This is a genomic window from Bacillus sp. 1A, from assembly GCF_052682215.1.
This window is the reverse complement of the sequence record NZ_JBQYLZ010000001.1, coordinates 23,534-49,859: the sequence shown is the minus strand read 5'-3', so window position 1 is coordinate 49,859 and position 26,326 is coordinate 23,534. Positions and strand designations below refer to the sequence as shown.

The window sequence follows — 26,326 nt, the reverse complement described above, 5'->3', positions numbered from 1 at the left end:
GCATTTTGGAACAAAAAACAAAAAAAACACCGTATTTTATGATTACCATCATGATGATTGGATCATTCGTAGCGATTTTAAACAATGTCTTGTTGAATAACGCCTTACCTATGATTATGAAAGATTTACATGTAGAACAATATTCAACAGTACAGTGGCTTACAACAGCTTATATGTTAATCGCTGGCGTACTTATCCCAACAAGTGCGTATTTTATTACAAAATTTAAAAGTAATCACGTATTTATTGCAGCTATGTCTATTTTTTCAGTTGGGACGATTTTAGCTATTTTTGCTAATACATTTCCCTTTCTACTCACTGCTCGTATAATTCAAGCAATTGGTGCTACTGTTTTATCGCCACTTCTCATGAATGTCATGCTAGTGAGCTTTACGAAGGCAGAGCGGGGGAAAGCATTAGGAATTTATACCTTAATTGTTATGTTTGCGCCTTCTATTGGGCCAACCATTTCAGGAATTATTGTAGATAGCTTCGGATGGCGTATGTTATTTATTGCGATTGCTCCATTCGCTATTATTAGCTTAGGATTAGCAATTTGGAAATTAGAAAATGTGTTAGAACAAAGAGATACAAAAATTGATGCTATTTCGGTGGCGTTATCAACAATCAGTTTCTCAAGTATTTTATACGGATTTAGTAGTGCAGGTACAAAAGGATGGGGAGATATTACTGTTTATGGTCTTATCATTTTTGGTTTTGTGATACTTGCTATTTTTACAATTCGACAATTCAAAATTGAAAATCCGTTATTAGATTTACGCGTTTTCAAGTATTCGATGTTTTCTTTAAGCTCGGTTCTTTGTATTATTTTGTCGATGATTATGTATTCAGGAATGATTTTACTTCCTTACTTTTTACAAACTGTTCAAGGGCATTCTGTTTTAATATCAGGGCTTGTATTGTTACCGGGGGCGTTATTAACAGCTCTTTTTATGCCTTATATCGGTAGATTATATGATAGATTTAGCGCCTTACCATTAGTTTTAATTGGTTTCCCAGTCGTTGGGATTTCAACTTACTTTTTGTCAATTTTAGAATTTGATACTTCAACGTATTATGTAGCAACTTGGTTTGCTGTACGTAGTATAGGGACAGCCTTAGTCATGATGCCAATTCAAACGAATGCTTTAAATCAATTGCCGCGTCGTTTAAATCCTTCAGGTACAGCTGTCTATAGTACGATTCAACAAGTTGCGGGAGCAATTGGAACAGCTGTTCTTGTTACATTAATGACTACGCATGCTGCAGACCGTACAAGAGAATTAAGTACAACAATGAATGCTGCTATGGCAAGTAAACAAGGATTATTAGATGCGATTAACTACACATCTCTTGTCACAATTGGATTAGCAGTCATCGCTACTATTCTATCTCTCTTCATTCGAAAACGTATTAGCGAAGACTAATTTTACATTTAGATTTACTACAAGTAGGATTATTTATAGAGTGATTTATACAATTTTTATTTTTAAGGAGGAATATCATTGAATAAAGAAGTCATTGCAATTACAGAAATCCCTAATTTCCAGACACGTGCTGAAGAGTTTTTTCCTTTAAATTGGTATAAAGAAATGCTTCACAAACATTCTGTTTTTTTTCACGAAGAAACGAATACATGGAATGTGTTTAAGTATGAAGATGTTAAACAGGTATTAACCAATTATGAAGTCTTTTCAAGTCAAGGGCCTAGAAGCGGTCTTTTTGTGGGCGATAATAAAAAGAAAAAAAACACTTCACCTATAACAATGATTACTTTCTTTGATCCTCCTGATCATCGAAAAGTGCGTTCTTTATTGGCAGCGGCTTTCACTCCCCGCAGTTTAAAAGAGTGGGAACCTCGTATTCAACAAATTGCAACGGAGCTTGTAGAAAATATACAAGAAAATTCTACAATTAATATTGTGGAAGCTTTGGCGTCCCCTTTACCTGCTCTAGTAATTGCCGATTTATTTGGCGTACCTGCACAAGGTCAAGGTCAGTTTAAAAAATGGGTTGATATTTTGTTCCACCCATACGACAAAGACAGGTTAGAGGATATTGAAAAACAAAAACAAAAGGCAGCGAAAGAATATTTTGAATACCTTTATCCTGTTGTAGTTCATAAACGTTCGAACCTTTGTGATGATATTATCTCTGATTTGATTCAAGCTGAAGTAGATGGGGAAAAATTTACGAATGAGGAGATTGTACAGACAACTATGTTACTTTTAGGGGCAGGTCTTGAAACAACTAGTCACGCTATAGCCAATACCTTCTATTCATTGCTTTATGATGACAAATCATTATATGGAACACTAAGAAATGATATAGGATTAGTCCCAAAAGCCGTTGAAGAAATGCTTCGATATCGTTTTCATATTTCAAGAAGAGATCGGACGGTTAAACAAGATAATAATCTATTAGGGGTTGAGTTAAAAAAAGGTGACGTAGTCATTGCTTGGATGAGTGCATCCAATATGGATGAAAACATGTATAGCGATCCTTTCTCTATAGACATTCATCGTTCAAACAATAAAAATCACCTGACTTTCGGAAGCGGTCCACATTTTTGTTTAGGTGCACCTCTTGCACGATTAGAAATGAAAATTGCATTAGAGGCATTCTTACAAAAATTTTCTTGTATCGAATCAGTAGAAGGGTTTGAATTAGAAAAAAACTTAACTGCTTCTGCTACGGGACAGTCCTTGACTTATTTACCAATGAAAGTTTATGGGGTTCAATCGCATCGCCATCAACTTAACGGAACAGGTTACCCCCTAAAATGAAAATATACGCTATTCTTTCTGTAGAATCATAGGAAAGGATGGCGTTTTTTATGTCTGTTTCTGTGTCTGACGAATTACAACTATTTGCTCAAGAGATTCAAAGTTTTTTATCCACAAATACCTTACGGAATCTCGCTAGGGGTACGGTATATATATCACGTGCAGTAGATGCTTTGCGTACAAAAGGGGTGGACATTCCAGAAGAATATTTACAACATATATCTCCACTTGGTTGGGAGCATATCACATTGACAGGTGATTATGTGTGGAATTTAACTAAAAAACAAATTTTAATAATTTACGACCATTACGAGACAAAAATCCTATAAAGAATCAGTAATATCAATAACCGGTTCCTTAACGTAAAAGAAACCGGTTAATTCGTGTCCAAATTGTGTCTAAACGTACAATTTTCTTTTTTTGATATGGTGACCCCATGCCCATCAAGCTAAAATTTTGAAATACTCCCAAAAAGAAAATTTTTATCTCTCTACACCAATTTATGTGTAGCTTTTGAATAAAGTCTGATTAAATTAACTTACTAAACCTTGATAAAAGAGCGAATAGAAAAAGCGTGTTTTGAAAAAAAGTTTGATCAAAACACGCTTTTTCTATATTCAATTGAGTCATCCTTTTATAAAAAAGTTTGATAATTTTTGTGAACCTTACTCAATTAAAGCGCCCGATTGCGGAAAATATGTAACTTCCTTTTATATGTTGCTCCAAAGAAAGTAACTGAATTATTGATTTAAATCCATATATTATTTTCAGCAGTTAGTTTGGAGTTAGTTTCACCAGTGTTGACTACACCTTTAGGCTCTACCAGCATTATATGGCATTCCTTTTCAGCATAAGGCTTATGCTCCACACCTTTTGGTATCACATACATTTCTCCTTTGGAAAGTTTAACCTGTCCATCGCGAAATGCTATGGACATCTCGCCGTCTATCATGATGAATACCTCATCGGTGTCTTTATGCTCATGCCATACAAAATCTCCCATAATCTTAACTAACTTAAACTGATAGTCATTCATTTCACCAATGACTTTGGGCGACCAGTGTTCACTGAATTTGGACAGTTTCTCGCTTAGACTAATAGCATTATAATTGATATAAATCCCCCCAGAACTATTCTTATCCTTATTTTACAACTTCGATAGATTAATTACTATTTTGATTAAAATTTCAAAAGTTTCTGCTGATCTTCCACAAGATGGCCCGATTGTTGAACAAAGAAATACTCTACAAAACAGGTCTTTTTATCAATCTTTATTCTAAACCTACATTATGAGAATTCAGTTTTTTTTCGTTTTTAGGATAACGAATTTCTTAACTTGATGGCAATGTATGGTGACCCCTATTAAGTAATAAAAAAGGAATCCTTATAATAAGGATTCACTCCAGGAAGATATGTAGAGAGAGATACATAAATAAAAAGAATTATCTATATTATAATATAAAAACGAACAGAATATATTGAGAAACATAAAATAAGATTGAATATTCTTACTATTGGACGTACAATGAATATGAGACAAGTAACGACAGCTCTCTAACCCTTCTAAATGAATCCTTTATGACATGGGGATTCTTTTACTTTAGACAAATTATTCTTATTTTAACATTTGCAGATGTTCTATAAATACTATAAGAAGATTTGCTGCTAAATATGCATTTTTTCATTGTATCCTGCATAATCTTAGCTTATTAATACTAAAGAATCAGGTATAGATTTATAGCCATGAATTCTTCTATTTGTACATATAATATTCTTTATATCGTTCGAAATTCGTTTTTTTTGTTTGTGTTGATGTTATGGGTGATTTTAATGATTTAGATGCTGCTACCTGCTTTGGTATTTGTAATGTGCCCCGTTTCTTAAGTTCTCTATACAAACTACTCACATTGCACCTCAGTTTTTTTGCAATAGTTGGATATTCCTCACCTTGATTAAATAATTGTACTGCTTTTTTACATTTTGTGTCCCATTTTTCTTCTGTCGTTTGAAATTTTTGAGTTCGTTTTTTAACTCTATTTTTTTCTAATTTAATACTCTCTCGTTCTATTTTACATTGCTTGGCAGAATACTGTTCTTTGTCTGCCTTACGACCAAAATGCTCCTCTTGTAAACGTATCATTTGTACTTTTTTCGCAATTTCTCTCAAGTTACAGTCACCTCATTTCGTTTGATAAATTCTACCATTACTTGATCACACTCTTGTATGTATCCCCAGTCACCGTTTATAAGCAAGCTATAAATGCTCACATTACCCTTATGATAGCTTTTAATCTAATATTTAAAGAAAATTATAATCAGTTCTATTTTTACATAATTGTAAACTATAGTAAATTGATAATATTGACACAGAATATTCTAAACTTTAATCTTCACTATACACATCAATAAACTCGATATTTCCTTTGCTTGAAAAGTCGAAAGTATCGTGTTTTGCATAGCAAAACACGGTATCCCCTATTCATAGTCATACACAACAAAATACTTTATCTATTGTAGCTAGGGCACAATAAAAAAGAATGCAGACATGTAATCTGTACCCTTTGTAAAGGACATTTTGAAAAAAGTTAGGCAACATCAAGAAGATGATTTCTGTATTCAACAGGAGTCATCTTTTTTAAATTCCATTGATATCTATAGTGATTATAGTACGTCATATATTTCTTAATCTCTTGTTTCAACTCATCAAAGGACGCGCAAGATTTTATATGAGCTTCATCTTTCAGATGACCAAAAAACGATTCTTATGGGGCGTTATCCCAACAGTTTCCTCTTCTTGACATGGATTGTCCAAGATTTAGCTTTTTAACTAGCTTTTGATAGGTAGGGCTTGTGTAGTGGGCCCCCTGATCTGAATAAATATAAGCACCTTCAGTCAATCGAATCCGCGGATTCCTTTTTAGTTTATGGAGAGTTGTCGTTACGAGCTCTAATGTCATCTGTTCTGAAACATGGTAAGCTAAAATTTCATTAGTTGAGCCATCTAAAATTGTAGATAAATAGGCCCTTTGATTCTTACCGTAAACTAAATAGGTGATATCTGTAAGAAGTGTTTTCCCTGGGGTATTTTGTTTAAATTCCCGATTTAATTGATTCGGTACTATTCGATGTTCTTTTGTAGCTTTCAGCATTCTTTTATAAGGATTCGCTTTGCGAACCGGGCATACAATCTCGTATTTCTTCATAATTCTACGGATACGCTTTAAATTGTAGACAACTTGAAACTGACCCGCCAATGTCATCTTTATCTGACGAGCCCCTTTCTTTCTATTTCTAAATCGAAGTGCTTTTAATATGGTTTCTTTCACGATTTCATCTCGATCACTCTTTTGTTTCCGTTGTTCTTGAGATGAAATTGAAAAGTAATTATAGTATCCCGAACGGGATACACCAGCTATTTTACACAAATGACTGACCATATTCCTTAAGTTGTATTTCATGATGACAGAACGAATCAAAATGAATTTCTGATTAGGTGGTAGTGTTATTTCCTTCTCATCCTCCCTTCCATAAGTTTGATTTTTTTTAGCAATTCGTTTTCCGTCTTTAGTAAGTTTCGTTCGGCTTCTAAACGGGCATACTTTTCTTCTAACGTAAGCTCTCTCTCAAGAGTTCTTTCCGCATTTTCGATACGTGTATCCCGTAAACCCAATACACCATTTTTTCTATAAGCAGCACGCCATCTACTTCCCGATGACATAACTCGTTTCATTCCAATCATATCTATATCAAAACCACATTCTTCAAAAATATTTCGAGGTAGCTTTCCTTTTTCATTTTCCTCAATAAAAATATGCTTAAATTCCTCTGTATAAGTGATACCTTTCTGACTTACAGATTTTACATATAGGTTATTTGATAGAATTTGAATTTCTCTTTCTGTAAATAGCTTTTTTGTCATTTTAGACATTCTCCGATCCCAATTTTCCTTTTATTATACAAGAAATACCCTATAGAATAGACTTTTTTCGAGTGTCTATTCTATAGGGTACATTTTAATGTTCTGCACTCTTTTTTATTAGCTCTTATATCAATTTTTCACCACAGTCAGCTCCTCCATTATTAGAAGGACTACACTCTAAGCTTGTGAATTTATCATTCTGCAGTACATCAGCTGTTGCAGCTATATTTAACAACACTCTTTCTATTACCCTATTTCGAGTTAGAACTACAGACCTAATACTCCGACAATCTGGCATGCTTTAGCATTGGCAACATGGTAGTACATCTCCAATCCTTTTCTTTCTGCACGAAGAATTTTTCCGCGCATTTTAGAGAGGTGCTGAGATACGGTAGATTGAGGTATATTTAATAGCTCCGTTAACTGTGTTACATTGCAAATCTTACGATGTTCTAACTCTTTTACAATTTGTAGCCTAACTGGGTGAGCCATGATCTTAAGTAATTCTACATCTGCCTCTGGAATTTTGTTCATTTCTTTATTTACTTGCATTGTTGTCATTTATGATATCTTCCTTTTCATATTTTTTATTTTTAAATTCAGTTTTAAATGCATTAAATTATTCTTGTTTAGTGATCTGTTTTACTACGGCTTAATTTACTGTTTGGTTTTATATACAGAAGTACGATAATAGCTAAAAATCCAACAAAAGATAGCATAGGTATTGAGATGAAACCAAATAAATTCAGGTAATCTTTTGTACAAGAAACTCCTACTGAACATATCTTCATCTCGCTAGCAGGAAACGTTTGAATTGTAATTTGGTATACAGATAACATTAAGCCGATACACACAAATGGGAATGCATACGTGCTGACATGCGGATCTTTTCTATACATTCCTATCCCTAATATTAATACTAATGGATACATGGCCATTCTTTGATACCAGCACAAATCACATGGCGGCAGCTTCATCCATTCACTAAAAAACAAACTAATTAACATTGCGCTAGTAGCTATCATCCAAGCAATTACAATGTGATACTTTTGAATGATCAACATCTTATTTTCGCCTCACCTAATTTTTAAAATACAAAACATTTGCTAATATATGACTAGTTTATTTCCGTGTTTCGAGTACCCTGTTTCAATAGAAAGTATCCAATCATTGATATCTTCCCAGTCGTATCCCCTCTCTTTTAATTCTAGAGGGAAAAGATTTTCAAAATCACCACGCATTTCGTACATGGTTTCTAATGCTTTTTCTAGCGGACCAAATCTATATACCATGTGTGTATGTACTTTTTTGTTTTTCTTTTCTGCTACAACTAAATATACATACCGTCTTTCTTTCGCTAAAACAAACTTTAAAAATCCAGGTACTTGACTCACCTTTCACACTCCTTTTCGGTTTTCCTTACCAAGCTTAAAAGGATATGAGTAAGGAAAACTATTAAGTTTTAATTTACTAATTTAATAAATGTCCCGTTTTTTTGCTTTGAAAATACAAGAAAACGCTCATCATCACAATATTTATTACACCAGCTGCAGCACCAATTTTGGAGATAACATACACATATTCATTATTACTAAATGGTAATAGGCTCGCGAAAATAAATAAAATTGAAATGATAAAGGATAAGAGCATATTTCTATTGTTTTCATTCATTCATAAAACCTCCATTTTGTACGAATATTTGTATTGCAATGGATTAGGGTGCTAAGCCGCATCATTACGGTTATAATGATGTTTCTCTTCATCCACATACCCTTCTATGCTCCACACACCAGTTTTTGACGCCTTTGCTTCTTTTTCGCTTTCTAGCATTTGTGGAAGCAGTGAAGTGTTAGGTTTTGAAATGTAAGCTACAATACCATATCCTGATTTGACCATTAATTCGTTGATATGTATCCCTTCACAAAATACATATGCCAATTTCCTGCCATACTTGTCCTCTTTTGGTCCACGATCATATACCAATGTTACGCTTTTTCCTTTTAATTGTTTCTTTAGAAATAACGACGCTTCCTTCCCCATCTTTTGTGGTGGAATCTTCTGTGATACGGACTCGGGGGTATCCAATAACAGCAATCTTACCGTCTGTTTCTGCCCCTTTACGTTCACGTCTATCGTATCTCCGTCTTTTATATGTAATACCTTCCCTTTTGCGGTCTCTAAGCCTTTTAATTTCCACTTATAAGCTTCTGGAATATCAACAATACCTTTCCCTTCTACGTGCTGTTGTATCCCGTTTTGTACTGCTTGGGCAGGTCTTGAATCATTTTTTGTTTGCGTGGAACTGCTGCATGCTGACATTTGAATTACGAATGATGTTATACAAATAGCTTTAATCCATATTTTCATATCGAAATTTCTTCCTCCTACTTAAAATACGTAAATAGCTGCGTCTAATAAACAAACGGACTTTCCAATGTATTTACTTCTCGATAATTACAACATAGGCAAAACTGTATCCATTTTGGATGATCATTATATAGTTCTCTAAATGAACGTTTCTTCCAATTCGGGCATATTGACGCCATGCTTTTTTCATTCTCTTCCTGACTCTTCAATTTTTCAAAAGATACATTAGCAGATGCTATATTACTGGTACACAATATATACCCCCCTTTTGAGTCTTGAAATCTTAAAAATACATAAAAAAGGACACACCTATGGCATATGTATGCGTAGGTGTGTCCTTTTGCAAGATAGTTTTAGAAGTATTTTGTTACTTTCATCATATCATAGTTCTTATTAATTTTATATATGAAATTTAAGATTTTGCGATATTATTTCTTCTTCTCGTTTATAAACGTGAGTCTCTTCTTTACGTTGTCATATGTTAATTTTGCACCGAATAATTCCACCGTTTTTTTCGATTTAAATCCTTGTATTGTATCAGTCATATTCTTTTCTAGTAATTTCTTAATTTGACTAGCTGTAATTCTTTTTTCGAGTATCATTCCTGGAATGATGAAATCACAGTCCTTCTTGTATTGTTCACATAGATAGTTTGTTTTCCCTATTATAACCCTACTCTGGCATAATGGACATTACCTACCGTACGATCATCTGTAGTCGGAAATTCAAAACAAATACTAAGATCTGGCTTTAATCGAATCTCAGCAGTGAATTCTCCGTTTTCCCCACTAAAACCATTAATGAAGTCTGTCACATGATTATTCAATAGTTTTTTAATCTGGCTATCGGATAATTTCTTACCTTTTATTTTAGCTGACAACTTGAACTACCCCCACTTTCACTTCTTTTAGAAGTGGGAGATTCCTAAGTAAAGAGTTCTATAGAACTCTAATTTATTAGGCTATCTCCGCAGTCCTTGCGGTTAGAAGCCTTATCGCTTCATTCTTTAGATTGATACTTGCGTTAATATCCCTATCATGATGTGTTTGACATGAAGGGCAAACCCATTTACGTAGGTTTAGATTTTTAACGTCTTTATTTTGATACCCACAACAAGAACATAATTGGCTGGAAGCAAATGTTTTCGATACGACAATGACTTGTTTTCCGTACCATTTCGCTTTGTATTCTAACATGGCTCGAAAATGTGACCATGATACTTCACTAATTGCTTTTGCTAACTTATGATTCTTTAACATATTCGATACTTGCAAATCCTCTATACCGATAACATCGTGGTTTTTGATGATTTCAGTCGAGATTTTGTCTAAGTAATCTTTTCTAGCATTTGCCATGTATTCATAAATCCTAGCTACCTTTACTCGCTGCTTATTCCAGCAGGAAGATCCTTTCATTCTTCTAGAAAGAACACGTTGTGCTTTCGCCAACTTCTCTTCTAATAACCGAAAAAATTTCGGATTTTTATAGATGGTTCCATCTGACAAAATGGCGAAATCTTTTAGTCCCACATCCATTCCAATGTAAGATTGTGTTTTCGGAAGTTCTTGCACTTCAGTTTCAACTAACAATGACACAAAGTATTTGCCAGAAGGGTTACGTCTAACCGTAGCATTTATAATACGTCCCTTTACTTCTCGACTTTTTGCAAATCGGACAAAACCTAGTTTCGGCAACTTTATTTTGTTTCCTACAATGGCAATGTTTTCATTTGTTTGTTTTGTGGTATACGATTGTACGTTGTTCTTCTTAGATTTAAAGCGCGGGGCGCTGTTTTGTTTTTTGAAAAAGCGTGTATACGCATCTGCAAGGTTGCGAACAGACGACTGAATCGCAATACTATCCACTTCTTTTAGCCAAACAAACTCTTTCTTCATGGCAGGAAGTTTGGTAGAGCATGTACCATATGTTAAACCTTTCCCAGTTTCTTTGTATGCGTGATCCCATAGGGATAGGAAATAATTAAATACAAAGCGAGAACAACCTATCGTTTTATTAATTAGAATTGCTTGTGCTTGATTTGGATAGATATGAAACTTATAGGCTTTATTAATTATCATTTAATTCACCTCCATTTCGGTATATGACTATTATATACCAAACGTACATTCGATGGATAGTGAAGTAACACTTTATGTATGTCGAACAATGAAGATGGCTCCTTGCCATCCCTTGTTCGAAGCCAATTCATCTCCCACCTACTCACTTCGCTTTCCTTGAGGAAGGAGTCTTCTTGGCTAAAATGATAAAATTTTTGGTTTCAAAGCTTAATATTGCAAAATTACCTTTCTAAATAACTTATATATTTGCAGAAAGTTTATTTTGAAAGCATAACATTGCAGAAAGTTTTACAATATGAAGCCTTGAAATAAAATCCGATTAAAAATATTGCTCACCCTGTCTTAAAATGAATAAGAGAATCCCTTTTGAAAAAATATTAATCAAAATAGATTCTCGCGTTAGTTGTTCAGCCGAGATATATGTAATTTGGGTGTAACAAAAACTGTTCTGCTAGTAATGTTACAAAATATTTTTATACAACATTTTAATTAATTATTAAAATGATATAATATTGTTGTATTAATTAAAGGAATCTTTAAAGGAGTTTATATGAGGTATAGGAGATATAAAGAAAGTCGTTTCGCTAAATTTAAACGCAAATTTTCAATTGAGCTAGATTATTCCACATTAAGTTTAATTCGTATGATTAAAGAGCTTTTATATCCATACTACAAAATATTTTTTACAAGAAAGAGCTTGATATTATTCACTATATTTATTTGCATGACCCCTTTTTTAATTAAAGGGTATAAAAGCTATAAAGAGTATTCGATTGAATATGATAAAAATAAGGCTCGAGAAATGATTAGTAATTGTAACAATCCATACGCTTTTTGGCAAGGCGTTAACGGGAAGTCATGTGATGATGCCAGGAAAGTACTTTATGGTGAAGAAGCTTTTTTAAAGATGAAACGTGAATTGGTTAGGACTGGTGAAATAACGGAAAAAGATTATTTATACAGTAAATATAAAAGAGAAATGGAAGAAGAATACGAGAGATTAAAGTAAAAAGAACTTAATTAATATTGGTTAAGTTCTTTTTATTTGTTATTACATCAATATAACTGGTTAATTTAATAACCACACTAGGTTAGAGATGTTATTTATGCGAAACGAAATGTAAAAATCTTTATATTATGTTTTATTAATTATATAAATAACTATAAACATTACTAAGGTATATTTTTGGAGGGCTTAATTTAGTGCGTTATTTTAGACCATTTGTAGGATTTTTAATTGCTAGAGAAGCGGGAAGAAACAGTTCAGGGTGTGGTGGATGTTTTGGTGTAGTTTTCATGTTATTCGTTGTATATACATTTATTTCTAATATCCCTAACTTTATAGATTATATTTCACAAGCTCCATTCTTTGATGCAGATTTTGATTTTGGACAATTATACAGTGAGCTCCATGGTGGATGGCTGATTGCTTTTTGGATTATAGTAATTCTTGCTTTTATACTATTCATACCTATTTTGTGCTTAGCAATATTTATTTGTCTCCTAATTGTACATTTATTTATATTAATTTTCCGCATTTTTGTAGGTACCATCTTCGGGCATTCTCAAAATACAAATAAAAACGACATCGAATAACTTTGTATAAATACAAAAGTCCATTTCAATTGAAATGGACTTTATTTGTTGAAATAAAAAATTTATATGTGGTAAACAAAATTCAGTTGAAATATTCAAGTATTTTTCTCGATGTGCTTAATATTTACAACATGATTAATTTATTCTAGATACCTTCCAAAGAACCACTCCACGAATTAATATTAAGAATATTAAAATTATTCTTGAAAAAAACTTCCATATATTTCATATTGAGTTTTTGAAATGTATACTTGTGATATACCAAATACCAAGGGGGATTTAGTTATGAAAAAGAAAACATTAGTAAAATCAATTTTATCTTTAGCTTTAGCAGCTTGTGTAGCATTTCCTTCAATAGCTGGTGCTGAGTATGATGATTTTGAGGGTTCGGTATCAGGTAAAAAAACTGTGGAGTCTTCATTTAACGTTGATCCCGGTTATGGATATGTTAAATTATGGTTTAAAAATAAAGGAAAAAATGACGTCACTATAACTGTAAAAAACATTGATACAGGCAAAAAATATTTGACGATAACACTAAAACCAGGTAAATCATATACTTGGAGAAGTGTAAATGAATGGAAGGGTAAAGCAGTAGGAGCTGGTGAGTATAAAGTTACCTATCGTGATGGTACCGGCGGATCTGTAAATGTTGACTATGCTGGATTTTCATCTAATGATGAAGATGAAGGACGCACTGCTTAAAATCAAAAAAGATGATTTCTGTATTGTACAGAAGTCATCTTTTTTTATGGCTTTATTCTTTTAAGGGGCACGCCACCCTTCCTAATTCACATTTTAGAAAGAATAACCTTTTTTGACACTTGGGGGTAGTACAAATTCTTAAATTGATGGATATTTGGCGATAACCCATTATGTAAAAGAAAAGTACCTTCAGATTTTCTAAAGGTACTTTTCTAGATACATTAAATACTGATAAGTGGTGTTATGTTAACTGATATATACTATATACAAGTGATAAAAGCTTTAAAATTAAGGTGGTTTATATATATCATTTTTTATAAAAAATGGTGTGACGTTTTTTATTGATGTCATTTACTAATTACGATAATAGTTTTTAGGACGTGAATACATGAATAAAGAAAATAAATATAATTTGAGAGAAGTAATACGTGGTTTTACATTAGATCCAAGTTTAATTGGTCCTACATTACCGCCAATTCCACCATTTCAATTACCAACTGGACTAACATCTACTAACCTTATCTACGTAACAAATCTTAATAATAACAACGTTTCCGTGATTGATGGGATAGTAAATAGAGTGATTGCGACTATTCCAGTGGGGAATGGTCCAGTTGGAGTAGGAGTTAATCCTTAAAGGGATACAGACCCATACCCATCAAGCTAATAGAACGGGGTGCCCCCAAAAAGATAAAAATGAACTTCGTTGCTATAAAAGACACAAAGTTTTCGTTTTGGGGATAATTTAAAACTTTAGATTGATAGGCATAGGGTATCGCTAGCATTTCGGAAAAAACCACGTTAAGCAAAAAAACTAGCCCCTTCAAGAGATGCTAGTTTACGTAAAATTCGAAAGCGGAAGTTAGTAATTAAGCTATATTTTCATACTTAGTTCTCTATTTGGATTGTAAAATTGTAGCCATTCATTGGCTTGATCAATCATCCATTGTCCGAACTCATTTAAGAATGATAACAATGTTTTTGTATCTATTATGGGTGTTATCACATATTCAAGTGCTTTTTTCATATCATTTTCTTTTTCAGGAAAGTGTTTTGAAAAAAGTTTATAGGCGGGGTACAAATCTCTTGTATATACCTTTTCCTTGGTTATGATAAGTGCAAGCCCCGCTCTTATTATGTTTTTCATAATCCATTTACAACAGTCTTTAATATCTTCTGTATCAGTGTTGCCTTGAAGGTCATCACAAGCATTTTCAATTTGTTTCTTCAAGTGAATAAGATGATTGTTTGCTAAAGGTTCATTGGCTTTATAATTTGGTAATTGAGGTATTATATCTTCTCCAAATACACATACTCCATGGGTTTTAATTATAAAACTCATTATAGAAAAAGATGAGTTGTTTAAGATATCTTCTAAGGAGTGAAAACTCAGTTCAATACCATCCACGCAACTATGTTTTTGATTTAATTCATGTTCTATTTTTTTTGTCCAACTTAACTGTAAGTTGTTAGGGTCTTGTTTGACAATAGCTATGCTATCTAAATCAGCTATTCCTTTAATACCTATTCCTTTTGGAATGGATCCTCTTATATATACACTGTGTAAATCATTTCCGAGATAAGTGGAATATATGTGAATCACATCGTCTATTATTGGGAGAAAAATAGGATTAATCTTGTTTTTATTTGAATGGTTAATAATATATCCTTCTTTATCTGTCATGCATAAATTTCCAATTTCTTTAATAGTAGGCATAACATTCCTCCTTTTTTATTTTATGATAATTAAATCTATTATAAAGCTCGTTCCCCTTTCTGTATATCGCATACATGCTCGGTTAACATAACGTCTCATTATCGGTAGCAAAGAAAAAGGGGAACCCTACTCTCACAAGGGAACCTTCTTTTTTTGTTCTATGGATCTATACATTTTTTTATACATTCCTATTCTAGCGCGGTTTTAGGGTTATTGTTTGTTACTGGATTAGCCGAAAAACTGTATAAAATCTTGCATGATCTTAGCGTGGGGGGCCAAAATGCTGGCGGTACTCCAGTTATGAATGACATGGCGATCAAACTTGCCATGGTACTATTTATACCTTTATTGCTAGCATTTCTTGTTAAAGTCATACTTATGAGATTTATGAAATTCCATTCAATTAAAGTTAATTATTGAATTGTTTATAAAGTGTTTTTTTAATTTAGGCATTTGTATTATAACTTTGGACATCTATACCTAATAAAATACTTTAAATGCTTTAATTGTATAGGGGAGATTATGGTGACAAATTTATACATTCAACCTGAATTTTCAAGTTATGATTATGAATGTGATGTTCATTCACATCACCCACATTATCGGTGGAAATTATGTATTTATAAAAATGGGTGGACACAGCAGTATTGGCATAGATTTGTTCCTTCTTGGCAGTCATGTCCAACTATGACTGATAATGAATTAATATATCAAGTATTAATTCCATAAAAAAAACTCCTAGCCTATTTTCAATTGCGCTTTACTTATATAATTGGGTTCTCTGAAAATTTCCGTGTGGATTTTATATTCATAAAGTTTACTATTCTCAACTACTTATTTATTCTTTTCACAAGATTTTTTGAATCTCCTTTTAACTTGTAATACTTCATGTTAAGACGAATAGCTATTACAGAGATTACGATAAACTCTACTACATATAACATTGGCCTTTCCCCATTTCTTATTGTTTAGCGAACTTATTCTGTAAATACTTCACATGTTTCTTCTTTATATTCTTATCGCCAATATTTGTTCGCAAAATAGTTTGGTAGATATGCTCGACCTCGTCTTTTGTCAGTTTCACATCAATATAAGATTCGATACATTTTTTTAAATCGTTATAATATAAGACATGCTTATCTTTAGAAGGAACATTCACCCTTTTTATACTGCATTTTGGATGAAAGGCTGCAATAGATATACAAGGCAGCTGTTGTTCCATCACCCATTCAATTGCTTTTATATGCTTATAGTTTTGTCGAAGTGGATTTTGAAAAGAGGATTTCTTTCTAAAAATACCCTGTGTCCACCTTGCCGCTTTCTCACTTCCATATATCCATCCTTCATAGTTCTTTGTTTCTACAACAAATACACCTGTTTCAGCGATAACAATATGGTCAATTTGCGTTGTATCACCGAACTCCGTATAAACCGTAACATCATGTAACACGCGATAACTTTCAGAATCCAACTTGCTCAATATACGGTTCACTAATTTCTCTCCGGCTTTTCCTTTCCATTTCGGTACATGTTTTTTCACAACAATATTCAACGGAATCAGAACCGCAATGAGAATTAATTCAAATATCAATACTTTCATAATAGAAGCCCCCTTTTTACACCCTTGCGTTTCTGCGCATTAAACGATATACATGCGTTTCTAATCCTAAAATAAAATATGAGATACATAAGCCTTTTATCACCATCTCTACGAATCCTAATGCTAATGAAACAAGGAGCCCACCTCGAAACTGAAAAGGTCTGGTCACTCTTCTATTTACTGGTTTTTCAATGACGCCAAAGTTGGCCCAGGTAGGCAAACGTTTTTCCACATTTTTCACGGTACCCATTAATCCGTATTTTAACGATAGAATGAAACATCCGATTAATAAATAAACAACAGAAGAAAAATAGATAGATAGACCTATTACGAAGCATGTCAGTAACCAGCCTATTAATATAGAATTTCGTAAAACAATATATTCTCGATTTTTTTTCATAACAAACAGTCCTTTCAAAATAAATAAGGTTATTTTTAATTGGGAAATATTTACATTTAATAATAAGCATGATATGATACGTCTATATTAATTTACGAACTAGCCTAAAAAGGATTGTGATAGACATGTTAAAACTTGTAGTAGATAATACCGGAACAGAACAAGAAACAGATTCAGCTTTTTCAAACTTTTTCACTTGCAAAGACTGTGTATACTATCTTTCAAAATCAGATTCTTGCAGTCTACAATTAGCAGCTGATTCAAATAATCCCCTAATCCCTTATGAGTGTGGGAACTTTGAGGAAACCTATGAAATCGGAACGGAAGATCCATTGAATTCACACATACATCAGCAACTTCGTGAAGAAAAAGCGCAAATACAAGCTGAAACCTATCCAGCACAACCTTCTATTGATCCCATTCATAAAGACGCAATATGGTATGGGTCAGTAAACTATGGTTGTTGGATTATAAATGATTCGAAGAAACGTTTTGCACTTGCAGAACAGGTACCTTTCGGTGATAATAATATGTCATCTAAAAAATACGCATCGCCTTTTCCTTTACATGACCATGGTGCAAAAGAAGGTATCCGGCACTATATGTGTTGGTACGTAAATGAAAAAGGAATTGGCGAATACCATCTTCTTATTGGTGGTGTCATCATGAAAATTGCAGAAGGAGTTAAGAAACTTGGATTCAATTACTAATCGTATCTACAAGAAAAGAATGTTAGAACATACCATACTATTTAGTTTGGTACAGCTGGTACCACTGTTCGTATCTACTGGTATCATATATATATTGCTAGAACTTACTGATACGGAGTGGAAAACCTGGTTTAGTTATGAAGGAATCTTTGCAATTATTTTTCTTATAACAAGGCTCCAGGTGTTTCAGAATAAGAAAAGTATTATTTCTTTAAATCAACACGAAAAATGGTTTTCAAAGCTAAATATTTTCTTGGTCTCTATATTTCTAGTATTATTTGCATCCATACCAACTCTATTAAAGATTGCTTTCATTCTACAAATGGCTATTATTCTATTTCTATTAGAGCGCATTTGTTTGTATATTGATCGTTTACCTATACATAATTTATATCGAGTAAAAGAGATCGTTTGTGATAAAAAACAACTCAAAATCGAACGAATTATTCCAAATAATGAAGAACACGGTACTCATACAATTAAAACAAGTGATGAGCAATACTTTATATATACCGCTGTGTATTTGAGCGGCATACTATCGCCAATTTCACAAGAAGTATTTGAAGAATATGAAAGAAAGAACCTAATGGGTAGATAAAAGGTACTGAATGTATATTCAGTACCTTTTATCTCTTTATATATAGTTCTTTACATATTAGCAAATAGCCATGGAGCAAGTACGGCTAACAGACACAGCAAACAAGATCCTGTTATGACACGGTTGGCCCAACGGTAATACTCAGGCTGTTTCGTACTCTCATGAATTCTTCTTAAACGAATACCTGCGATTAACATAAATGGTGTGAAAATAAGTGCTGTTGCTTTAAACAGGTCTAAAAAATCCGTAAAGATGTTCATAAACGAAAATACATCGGAACTGAACAAGAAGTACACACTTAGTCTCATAGACATCATGCTAATAAATGAGAAAACCATACTTCCGGTTGCCCACTTCATCCATTGACCATTCTTTGTTATTAATGCCATAACCATGACAATAACGCCTAATACGAATGAAATAGAAAAGATATTGACTCCTACTTTAAAAGCCGGCGCATACAATCCTTCAATCTTTTGTATGATTGATGATCCAAATGAATCATCTTTCTCTGTTGTTTTCGTTCGATTGTTTAGACCTTCTTTAAATGATGATGAAACATCGTTCCCCTTCAATTCATTAAAATCTACTTTTACAGAAGCTTGAGCTGCTTGTAAGGGTATAAGTAGTAAAATCATTAAAACAAGCGTACATAGGACTCCAAGCATCCCTTTTTCTTGTTTCATCACACATCACCCGCTAATTTGGGTTTGATGCTCTTTAATTTGATTTCATTTCCTTCTGCAGCATAATAAAGATCTGCTGCATAATAGATATTTGCTTTTGTATATGCCCCCATAATTGCATTTGCAATTTCCTCTTTTTCTACTGCCACATATGTTTCATTGTCATTGTAAAACTCAATTTCAATTCGATTAATATTATTATTTAATACTGTAATATGTAATTCTTTTAAGCTATCTAAGCGATTTCCTAATCCACAGACCAACTTAAAGACTTTATTTGCAATTGTTGGTGGTTTCACATACGTCGTATTAAAATGAATTGTTTCATCATCTATCACACCATCTTCCTCGACTTCACACGTCATAATGAAAGAATGATTTTGTTTTTCAATTTCTTGTTGACTCAACTTGCGATCAATGACATACTTCACGCTTGTTGACAGGTTTTCTATATATTCATCCAGTTCGGTATTTGAAATTTTACCCTCTGAGAATTCCGGAAAAATCATGTAAGCATGTACATTTGAGCTACTTTTACTTACACGTAATACCTGGACCTGTTTCTTTTCATAGCGCACTGTTTGTTCTAATTTTTCTACTACATTGTTACTTAAAGAATTAATGTTCATTTACATTCACCTTTCAAAATTGTTATTTTTTAACTTAAAAATATTTTTAACTTCATATAATCCTCATGTTTGGATTTAATCTATTTTAAGCATTGTAATATGATATGGAGGTCTCGAAACTCCTATTCTAAGATTAATTAATCACTTTAATCTCAAAACATTTTAATATTACAATGACGTACAATGTCTCATTATAGTCGAATATTATTATATGGTGAATCATTCTGTCCCACTCATTTGTACAAAAATAAAAAAATGTTTTATTCTTGTACAAATGAGTGAGATAATGCTGTATTTCATGCTATTTAACTAAGAAAATACAACTAGGAAATAGATTTATATATTCCCTAGTTGTCTATTACTCCATTCAACTAGTGTATAAGAATAAGGTGAATCGACCTTTAATTCCATATACAGTAATTGATTTTCTGGTAATATCTCTCCCTCTGTATGAATCCAATAACGCTTTTTATTAGACATATTCATGACACGTGTCAGTCCTTGTTCTCTTCTTATCACTTTTGCAGTCCACTTCACAAAATCCATATCTCCTACATCGTATACTCCTTGTTGAACAAGAAAAATGTGTTCTGTTTCTGATGGAAACGAAACATATTCTAATTCTGGATGCATGTCCTCATATTCTAATAATTCCACTGGTATATCCTCATCACTTGGAAAAGGAATACCATAAACAGCTTCAGAAGCAGGAGTATGATGAAAATCTTCAGCATACTCCTCTTCTTCTATAGCCTCATGTTTTAATCTGTCACTCTCTTCCTCACCCAGATTCTCATGAACAGATGTAGCAACTAAATCATAAATACTTGCTACATCCTTTTCTAAGGTGATTTCTTTTGTTGGAACAGTAACACGCTCTTGTTCCCTTCCAATAGGTCTATTTTCTCTTGGGCACCAATAAACGAGGCGTTCCACCGGTTTATTTTCCATTTCTTTTTTCTTGGCTTCTTCTATTAGAAATTTTTTCTTTGAATTACGAACTACCAAAAACACATAACAAAATAGACAAATAAAAATTTTTGTAAACATAATATTCGCCTCCAAGTTCTTTTTTACAATAAAAAAGGAAGATCCAAGTATATACATCACTTAGCTCTTCCTTTTATCCTCTATACACTACCTCAACATAATTAAAATGGTAGTTCATCATCTGTAATCTCCGACAGCTCATCCAAACCAGCGAATATATCATCCAGCTCTTTGGATTGCTCTTTTGGATCATCTGACACTACCCAAAAGTTATCTTTTTTCATATCTATCCCTCTATCTTCCTTATTTTTCAGTCTCATAAACAACTTCCTCGTAGTCAAAAAAATAATCTTTCAGCTTACGCATGATTTTATGAAACTTCGGTTCAGCTACGATCTTTGCACCATGATAAAAACTTTGTTGCCCGACAAAGCGCCATAAGATGACATTGCCTACCTTCATTTCCTGGATGCCCTCAATAAATAATGCAATTTCTTGTATAGCTTCCTTTTCATTAAGAGTGTTTGGTTTAAAATATTGAAAATTACCATCTGGTAATATAATTTCAGCTTCAAAACATCCTCTCATTTGATTTACTCTTGCTCTGGATTCAGATGACATGGCTGGTGCAGCATATGAATTCTGATTTTTTTCCATTCGTGTTTTATGTTCATCTATTGTTGGTACTAGTCTTAAGTGTCTACAATCTTTTTTCATTTTCATATCTCCTCTATTTTGTAATTTGTTATGATTCATAACCCAGCCTGCGAACTTGAAAGCAACACAAAAAGGGCTTCTTCAAGTCGATTAAAAATGTGCATAGCAAAATAAGCTATTTATACACTAATCGGCTCAAAGAAGCCCTTTCACAATTGAAACAAGACGCAACTTGCTTCTACAACTCAACCACAATATAAAAAGGTGTGGGAATAAACGGAATCAAATAAACTAACAATATACCTTTATATTACATAATAACATTATAGGTTTCAAGAAGTATTAATTAAAATTAACGCATTATCCAAAAGAATTCTTATTCCTCAACCCTGTGAAGGAAGAAACCCCAAAGGTAAGTGAGAGTTGAATTTCGGGTAATGCGTAAACTCCTAATAAATTACTATCAAATATCTTATCAGTATTAATCTACGTACCTACTAGAGGTACGACAAGGTCTTGGCTAACCCTTTAGCGAAGACAAAGCATTTCAATCCACACACCTACATGAGGTGCGACAAAATCAACACGATGCTTCATCCCCATCGTATCTATTTCAATCCACGCACCTATAAGAGGTGCGACTCCGATTTGTGTTAAAATCACTCACAAATACGTTAATTCTATTCAAAAGTATGCAAAAATTTTTATTTGATAAAGTAATTTGTATAAAAATCATAATGCAAACTATGATTACTTTTAGTAAAAAACATCAGAGAATCTAGAGCATTCAATACCTGGTACTGGTACAACATAATCAACATTTGGATTATTTTCCTAAGCGTAACATGCAGATTCTGATTCAACATTTTGACACAATATGCCTCCATTTAATAAAAAAATATAACAAGCTCCATAAATTCTAAATGGATAATTTATTGACATCATATTTTGCAAATACATAATAACATGCTCCTTTTTAATGTACTTGTTAGACAAATTCACAACATTTTCTTACTCAAACTGGAATTAGTTCCATAAAATGTACCATTTCTTATTTAATAAAATACATTTCAACGAAAAATTGAAGAAGGTTTTCCTAACTGTAACCTTTAATTAGCGATGAAATCCTTGGTACTAGAGAAGGTAAAAAATATAAAATCCTAAAATTGGTTTGGAAGATGTGGAAAATGCCAATGTTATTTCTCTACTCTTCCTTTTTGTATAATTTCTATCTAATAAAGTTTCTTACAAGTTAATTATGTTAGACTTTTATGTTTTTTACAAATTGTTTCGGATATAGTTCGTTTAACATAGTATGTATATTACTGTTCCAAAATTTCTCTAAAGGAGTTCTTAATCCTTGGTTTATTATCCATTGTCTATTATATACCTGTATAAGCTGTTCTTTAGTTAACTTTTCTTTTTCCTCTATCGTCCATTTTAATGCCTCTAACGCCCTTTCTTTTGTCCAAAAACCACAAGGAACTCTATTTAATTCCCACTCTTTAAATTTCCTTGGGTACGTGTCGTTTAACATGGCATATGGACTATTGTTCCAATATCGCTCTAAAGGAGTTCTTAATCCTTGGTTTATTATCCATTGTCTATTATATACCTGTATAAGTTGTTCTTTAGTTAACTTTTCTTTTTCCTCTATCGTCCATTTTAATGCCTCTAACGCCCTTTCTTTTGTCCAATAGTTTTTAGGTGTCATCTGAAATTCCCACTCTTTAAAACGTCCAGGGTATAATTCATTTATGAAATTAAAAGGACTATCATTCCAATACCTCTCTAATGGTGTTCTTAATCCCTTTTGGGCTAACCAAAGTACACTAATTTTTATTCTTATTTGTTGATTGTCCATTTGTTCTTTTTCTTCTATCACCCATTTTAATGCCTTCAATGCTTTTTTTCTTGTCCATGAATTACTACGCGTTTTTTTAAATTCCCACTCTTTAAAACGGTTTGGGTATAATTCGTTTATCATAATATAAGGAATACCTTTCCAAAAAATTCTACAAGGTGAATTCAGTTTATGATTGGACAACCAATGACAACTATAAACTTCCAATAATTCATTATCCGTCAACTTTTCTTTTTCCTCTATCGTCCATTTCAGTGCTTCCAATGCCGTTTCCTTTGTCCAATAATTTTTAGGTGTCATTTTAAATACCCATTCCTTGAAATAATCAGGATATACATCGTTTATCATTGCATATGGGCTTCCATTATATTTTACGCTAAGCAACCCACCTAATTTATATTTAATAATTAACTTTTCCTTCCAATCACTAATAATTTTTTTCTCATCCCATTTTAAAACATTTTCTATAAGGTACTTAATTACACGCTTTGCTAAATTATTATCTTGATCATCACTCCATGTATTGGGAGGAAAACGACGTCTTTTACCATCTAAAATTTCTTGATATATTTGCTCAATATTGCACATTTTATTTACTCCTTTTGTGAAACAAACAATTAAACAAAACAAATATGTTTAAAAATAATACGAAATCCCCTTAAATTTTTATAATTCAAGAGAATGTACTCTTTTCTTTATATCCTATAAAGAGACTTAAAAATCTTTATAGGATATCTATATCTTTATTATCTTTTTAATTTATTTACAATAACAAATTTAATTTTTCATTTAATTAAAGAAAAAATGTGTATTTTTTTAAGGAAACCCTCCTTTTCTCCTTAAGACATCAAGTGATGTAATCATAAAAATTCTTATGTATATATTAGCCTTGTCATATTCACATGGGGGTTCTTTAAGCAATCTGTAGTAGCTAAGAAGTTATTTGCAACAGTATTCAAAAACACTTTTAAATTGTACTTTAATTCAACAATTTGAGAAAGAAAATAAGATTTACTTTGGCCAGTTTTTTATTTCTTACATAAAAAAATAACCGTACCAAATCGGTACAGTTATTAACTATATTATAATGTACGATACGATACAACTCGTCATTTAAATTAAAAAGTGCTGAAATACTTTCACTACTGTTCTAACTTTATATATAAATTTTAAACATCTATAATGGTTGTTATCAATTAATATTAATCGTTAGGAAACATCCACTTTCCTTCATTATCTGTATTTTGTGGTTGTATAATTTTTACCATTGTATCGAAGATAGAAGGAGTTCCACCAAGTGGAGATTCTTTTAAATTTGACATATTATTCACCTTAACAATATCCCCTACATGAAATTTTTCCTCTTTTGATAAGTATTGTTCTACAAATCCATCTGATAGGTATACAAATACACTTTCATTTTCCCCTTTGGAGTTAGGATATTGTACTCTTAGGACGTTATCAGGATAAGCCGGTGTAGATGTATCTCTATTTACTGAAATAACTTTTCCTACTACGTAATCCATTTTACCATTTTGTTCAAAATAAACACCTGGTTCCAATGTATCTTTATTTTTTACCAATTCGATGTTATCCGTAACCGTTGTACCTGCATTCAAGTTACCACGCCCAAAGGCAGACTCTATATTAATTTTAACTTGATCTCCTAGTTTAAATTTTTGTCCCTGAGTTAAACGAACTTCAATATCTTCCTCTTGACCGTATTCATTAATATAAGGAACCATTACATAGTTAATTGAGTCGTTAAATCTTTTCCCAATTTCTTTAATTTCACCTGTTACATAACCATTTACTTGATGGTTTAAAATATGGTTATTATTAATTTTAACAACAGACTCAGGAACCATACTATCACCAAATGAACGCCATATCGATCCAGTGACTTTTATAATATCACCAACTTTTACATTTGGGTTTAATTGAGTTGTATTGACTGTCAAACGGTTAGGATTATCCATATTTTCATTAAATCCTTTTGCTTCAATCTCAAAGGAATTTGCTTCGACCTTTAAAACGCGTCCTTCAATTGACTGAATATTTGATTCAACCGCTGCGCTCGCTTTTGTTGCTTCTAAACCTGGTAAATTTGTGCCTGCAAGAGCAGCAATTCCTAATGCACCTGCTAAAATAACTTTTTTCATACCCTATAACATCTCCATTCTATTTTTAAATAGGTTAATTAAATCAACATTTAACAATTTATCTGTAACCATTACAGTTACACTAATGGTATTTTTCAACCTCTAAATATATGCATTTTTTCATATTACAAAGTTCATATTTTCTATTTAACATAACTGGTTTCAATTTATATAAATTTTTTCAGTATAAACTCCAAATATATAATCAAATCCAACTACATGTCGCTTGATGCCCCCTGACAGGTTGTTTTAAATAGATATTTCTTATATATTTTCCCCCGACTATTGTTGAAATATTGTTCCTAACATACTTGGATAATAAGAATAACTTGAGATTTACAATTAAAACTTTTAATAAATATACTATAAAACTCATTTAGAAGTATCATTTTCATTGTTTAATAATGCTATTAATTGCCCCATTGTAACGTTTTTCAATATTTGTTCCCTTTCATCTTGCGCTTGAATAAGAATAATTTCTAAAACAAATTGTATGTTTGCACCTATAGGACAATTAAAATTTAAATTTTCATGAATAGAAAATATTTTTTCTTCTTCTGTGCATACTGAACGATAAACATCTAATAATGTAATAAGATGTACATCTTTAATTAGATACCATCCCTCTCCTTTTTGCTTATCACGAACAATCCCTGTGTCTCTTAAACATAGTAATATACTTTGGATAACTTTTAGATGAACACTTAAAGTTTTCGCTATAAATTCCAAACAATAAGGCTTTGACGGATTTTTTTTAAGAATAGATAAAATTTGTAAAGCAACTGTTAAGCTAATACTAATTTTCATAATTTATATCCTTTTCATACATAAGGTAACTACAGTTAGTTAAAACTCTTTTTAT

The 26,326-nt window shown here is 32.3% G+C and carries 29 protein-coding genes and 3 pseudogenes; 10 read left to right on the top strand and 22 right to left on the bottom strand.

From position 1 onward, the window contains the following. The first annotated feature begins 5 nt into the window (after positions 1 to 5). The 3 genes and pseudogenes from ACUN0F_RS00245 to ACUN0F_RS00235 form a co-directional block, all read left to right on the top strand. Positions 6 to 1,427, top strand: coding sequence for an MDR family MFS transporter (locus tag ACUN0F_RS00245; protein WP_445538934.1), 1,422 nt, complete (start codon positions 6 to 8; stop codon positions 1,425 to 1,427). A gap of 78 nt (positions 1,428 to 1,505) precedes the next feature. Beyond that, positions 1,506 to 2,786, top strand: a complete 1,281-nt coding sequence (locus ACUN0F_RS00240) for a cytochrome P450 (protein ID WP_445538933.1) — start codon at positions 1,506 to 1,508, stop codon at positions 2,784 to 2,786. 143 nt (positions 2,787 to 2,929) lie between these two features. Next, a pseudogene (locus tag ACUN0F_RS00235) lies at positions 2,930 to 3,126 on the top strand (Tn3 family transposase); the annotation flags it as partial. 408 nt (positions 3,127 to 3,534) lie between these two features. On the opposite strand, the gene ACUN0F_RS00230 reads toward ACUN0F_RS00235, so the two are convergent. The 10 genes and pseudogenes from ACUN0F_RS00230 to tnpB all read right to left on the bottom strand — a co-directional run bounded on the left by ACUN0F_RS00230 (position 3,535) and on the right by tnpB (position 11,150). Then, positions 3,535 to 3,900, bottom strand: coding sequence for a cupin domain-containing protein (locus ACUN0F_RS00230; protein WP_445540789.1), 366 nt, complete (start codon positions 3,898 to 3,900; stop codon positions 3,535 to 3,537). A gap of 639 nt (positions 3,901 to 4,539) precedes the next feature. Beyond that, a complete protein-coding gene (locus ACUN0F_RS00225; protein ID WP_445538932.1) occupies positions 4,540 to 4,953 on the bottom strand; it encodes a hypothetical protein in 414 nt (137 codons plus the stop codon). A 418-nt stretch (positions 4,954 to 5,371) separates the two neighbouring features. After that, positions 5,372 to 6,714: pseudogene (locus ACUN0F_RS00220) on the bottom strand (IS3 family transposase). A gap of 258 nt (positions 6,715 to 6,972) precedes the next feature. Next, positions 6,973 to 7,266 carry an ArsR/SmtB family transcription factor gene (locus tag ACUN0F_RS00215; RefSeq protein WP_046956869.1) on the bottom strand — a complete coding sequence of 98 codons (294 nt, stop codon included), beginning with the start codon at positions 7,264 to 7,266 and terminating at the stop codon, positions 6,973 to 6,975. 68 nt (positions 7,267 to 7,334) lie between these two features. Next, a complete protein-coding gene (locus ACUN0F_RS00210) occupies positions 7,335 to 7,769 on the bottom strand; it encodes a disulfide oxidoreductase (RefSeq protein WP_445538931.1) in 435 nt (144 codons plus the stop codon). 42 nt (positions 7,770 to 7,811) lie between these two features. Further along, the gene (locus tag ACUN0F_RS00205; protein ID WP_088113978.1) at positions 7,812 to 8,099 is read right to left on the bottom strand and encodes a hypothetical protein; all 288 of its coding nucleotides are present in this window, start codon (positions 8,097 to 8,099) and stop codon (positions 7,812 to 7,814) included. A 76-nt stretch (positions 8,100 to 8,175) separates the two neighbouring features. Next, entirely contained in the window at positions 8,176 to 8,376 is a 201-nt protein-coding gene (locus ACUN0F_RS00200; RefSeq protein ID WP_445538930.1) for a hypothetical protein, read from the bottom strand. A 51-nt stretch (positions 8,377 to 8,427) separates the two neighbouring features. Then, positions 8,428 to 9,072 (bottom strand): thermonuclease family protein, encoded by a 645-nt coding sequence (locus ACUN0F_RS00195; RefSeq protein ID WP_445538929.1) that lies wholly within the window; start codon positions 9,070 to 9,072, stop codon positions 8,428 to 8,430. 428 nt (positions 9,073 to 9,500) lie between these two features. After that, positions 9,501 to 9,958: pseudogene (locus ACUN0F_RS00190) on the bottom strand (topoisomerase C-terminal repeat-containing protein); the annotation flags it as partial. Between the two features lie 70 nt (positions 9,959 to 10,028). Next, complete coding sequence (tnpB, locus tag ACUN0F_RS00185) at positions 10,029 to 11,150, bottom strand: IS200/IS605 family element RNA-guided endonuclease TnpB (protein WP_445538928.1); 1,122 nt, start codon at positions 11,148 to 11,150, stop codon at positions 10,029 to 10,031. Positions 11,151 to 11,793: 643 nt separating this feature from the next. Here tnpB and ACUN0F_RS00180 point away from each other — a divergent pair. From ACUN0F_RS00180 to ACUN0F_RS00165, 4 genes are all read left to right on the top strand, one after another. Beyond that, positions 11,794 to 12,159 carry a hypothetical protein gene (locus ACUN0F_RS00180; protein WP_445538927.1) on the top strand — a complete coding sequence of 122 codons (366 nt, stop codon included), beginning with the start codon at positions 11,794 to 11,796 and terminating at the stop codon, positions 12,157 to 12,159. A 194-nt stretch (positions 12,160 to 12,353) separates the two neighbouring features. After that, positions 12,354 to 12,746: a cobalamin-5-phosphate synthase gene (locus tag ACUN0F_RS00175; RefSeq protein ID WP_445538926.1), complete on the top strand. Its 393-nt coding sequence runs from the start codon at positions 12,354 to 12,356 to the stop codon at positions 12,744 to 12,746. Positions 12,747 to 13,031: 285 nt separating this feature from the next. After that, on the top strand, positions 13,032 to 13,451 hold the full coding sequence (locus tag ACUN0F_RS00170) for a hypothetical protein (RefSeq protein WP_000730713.1): 420 nt from the start codon (positions 13,032 to 13,034) through the stop codon (positions 13,449 to 13,451). A gap of 412 nt (positions 13,452 to 13,863) precedes the next feature. After that, positions 13,864 to 14,088 (top strand): exosporium leader peptide-containing protein, encoded by a 225-nt coding sequence (locus ACUN0F_RS00165; RefSeq protein ID WP_445538925.1) that lies wholly within the window; start codon positions 13,864 to 13,866, stop codon positions 14,086 to 14,088. A 237-nt stretch (positions 14,089 to 14,325) separates the two neighbouring features. Here the strand turns inward: ACUN0F_RS00165 and ACUN0F_RS00160 are convergent, their stop codons facing one another. Next, positions 14,326 to 15,168 carry a nucleotidyltransferase gene (locus ACUN0F_RS00160; protein WP_087986210.1) on the bottom strand — a complete coding sequence of 281 codons (843 nt, stop codon included), beginning with the start codon at positions 15,166 to 15,168 and terminating at the stop codon, positions 14,326 to 14,328. Between the two features lie 522 nt (positions 15,169 to 15,690). On the opposite strand from ACUN0F_RS00160, the gene ACUN0F_RS00155 reads away from it, so the two are divergent. Continuing rightward, a complete protein-coding gene (locus tag ACUN0F_RS00155; RefSeq protein ID WP_445538924.1) occupies positions 15,691 to 15,897 on the top strand; it encodes a hypothetical protein in 207 nt (68 codons plus the stop codon). A 232-nt stretch (positions 15,898 to 16,129) separates the two neighbouring features. Here the strand turns inward: ACUN0F_RS00155 and ACUN0F_RS00150 are convergent, their stop codons facing one another. Together ACUN0F_RS00150 and ACUN0F_RS00145 are read right to left on the bottom strand one after the other, a co-directional pair. Continuing rightward, positions 16,130 to 16,768: a nuclease-related domain-containing protein gene (locus ACUN0F_RS00150; protein ID WP_445538923.1), complete on the bottom strand. Its 639-nt coding sequence runs from the start codon at positions 16,766 to 16,768 to the stop codon at positions 16,130 to 16,132. Positions 16,769 to 16,784: 16 nt separating this feature from the next. After that, positions 16,785 to 17,168 (bottom strand): hypothetical protein, encoded by a 384-nt coding sequence (locus tag ACUN0F_RS00145; protein WP_445538922.1) that lies wholly within the window; start codon positions 17,166 to 17,168, stop codon positions 16,785 to 16,787. A gap of 125 nt (positions 17,169 to 17,293) precedes the next feature. On the opposite strand from ACUN0F_RS00145, the gene ACUN0F_RS00140 reads away from it, so the two are divergent. Next, positions 17,294 to 17,878 carry a hypothetical protein gene (locus ACUN0F_RS00140; RefSeq protein ID WP_445538921.1) on the top strand — a complete coding sequence of 195 codons (585 nt, stop codon included), beginning with the start codon at positions 17,294 to 17,296 and terminating at the stop codon, positions 17,876 to 17,878. Positions 17,879 to 17,897: 19 nt separating this feature from the next. After that, positions 17,898 to 18,476 carry a hypothetical protein gene (locus ACUN0F_RS00135; RefSeq protein WP_445540788.1) on the top strand — a complete coding sequence of 193 codons (579 nt, stop codon included), beginning with the start codon at positions 17,898 to 17,900 and terminating at the stop codon, positions 18,474 to 18,476. A gap of 50 nt (positions 18,477 to 18,526) precedes the next feature. On the opposite strand, the gene ACUN0F_RS00130 is transcribed toward ACUN0F_RS00135, so the two are convergent. The 9 genes from ACUN0F_RS00130 to ACUN0F_RS00090 all read right to left on the bottom strand — a co-directional run bounded on the left by ACUN0F_RS00130 (position 18,527) and on the right by ACUN0F_RS00090 (position 26,271). Continuing rightward, positions 18,527 to 19,162: a hypothetical protein gene (locus ACUN0F_RS00130; RefSeq protein WP_445538920.1), complete on the bottom strand. Its 636-nt coding sequence runs from the start codon at positions 19,160 to 19,162 to the stop codon at positions 18,527 to 18,529. Then, positions 19,162 to 19,791 carry a hypothetical protein gene (locus ACUN0F_RS00125; RefSeq protein WP_445538919.1) on the bottom strand — a complete coding sequence of 210 codons (630 nt, stop codon included), beginning with the start codon at positions 19,789 to 19,791 and terminating at the stop codon, positions 19,162 to 19,164. Before ACUN0F_RS00125 ends, ACUN0F_RS00130 begins: the two co-directional genes overlap by 1 nt. Before the next feature lie 336 nt (positions 19,792 to 20,127). Beyond that, positions 20,128 to 20,841, bottom strand: a complete 714-nt coding sequence (locus tag ACUN0F_RS00120) for a transposase (protein WP_445538918.1) — start codon at positions 20,839 to 20,841, stop codon at positions 20,128 to 20,130. Between the two features lie 101 nt (positions 20,842 to 20,942). Further along, complete coding sequence (locus tag ACUN0F_RS00115) at positions 20,943 to 21,101, bottom strand: hypothetical protein (protein WP_445540860.1); 159 nt, start codon at positions 21,099 to 21,101, stop codon at positions 20,943 to 20,945. After that, positions 21,085 to 21,498 carry a DUF6018 family natural product bioysynthesis protein gene (locus ACUN0F_RS00110; protein ID WP_445538917.1) on the bottom strand — a complete coding sequence of 138 codons (414 nt, stop codon included), beginning with the start codon at positions 21,496 to 21,498 and terminating at the stop codon, positions 21,085 to 21,087. The genes ACUN0F_RS00115 and ACUN0F_RS00110 overlap by 17 nt, the downstream gene beginning before the upstream one ends. 468 nt (positions 21,499 to 21,966) lie before the next feature. Next, entirely contained in the window at positions 21,967 to 22,101 is a 135-nt protein-coding gene (locus ACUN0F_RS00105) for a hypothetical protein (protein ID WP_445538916.1), read from the bottom strand. Between the two features lie 598 nt (positions 22,102 to 22,699). Continuing rightward, the gene (locus ACUN0F_RS00100; protein ID WP_445538915.1) at positions 22,700 to 23,890 is read right to left on the bottom strand and encodes a DUF4046 domain-containing protein; all 1,191 of its coding nucleotides are present in this window, start codon (positions 23,888 to 23,890) and stop codon (positions 22,700 to 22,702) included. Between the two features lie 614 nt (positions 23,891 to 24,504). Then, positions 24,505 to 25,464, bottom strand: coding sequence for an ATP synthase F0F1 subunit alpha (locus tag ACUN0F_RS00095; protein ID WP_445538914.1), 960 nt, complete (start codon positions 25,462 to 25,464; stop codon positions 24,505 to 24,507). Positions 25,465 to 25,836: 372 nt separating this feature from the next. Beyond that, the gene (locus tag ACUN0F_RS00090; RefSeq protein WP_445538913.1) at positions 25,837 to 26,271 is read right to left on the bottom strand and encodes an Rrf2 family transcriptional regulator; all 435 of its coding nucleotides are present in this window, start codon (positions 26,269 to 26,271) and stop codon (positions 25,837 to 25,839) included. Positions 26,272 to 26,326: the final 55 nt, after the last annotated feature.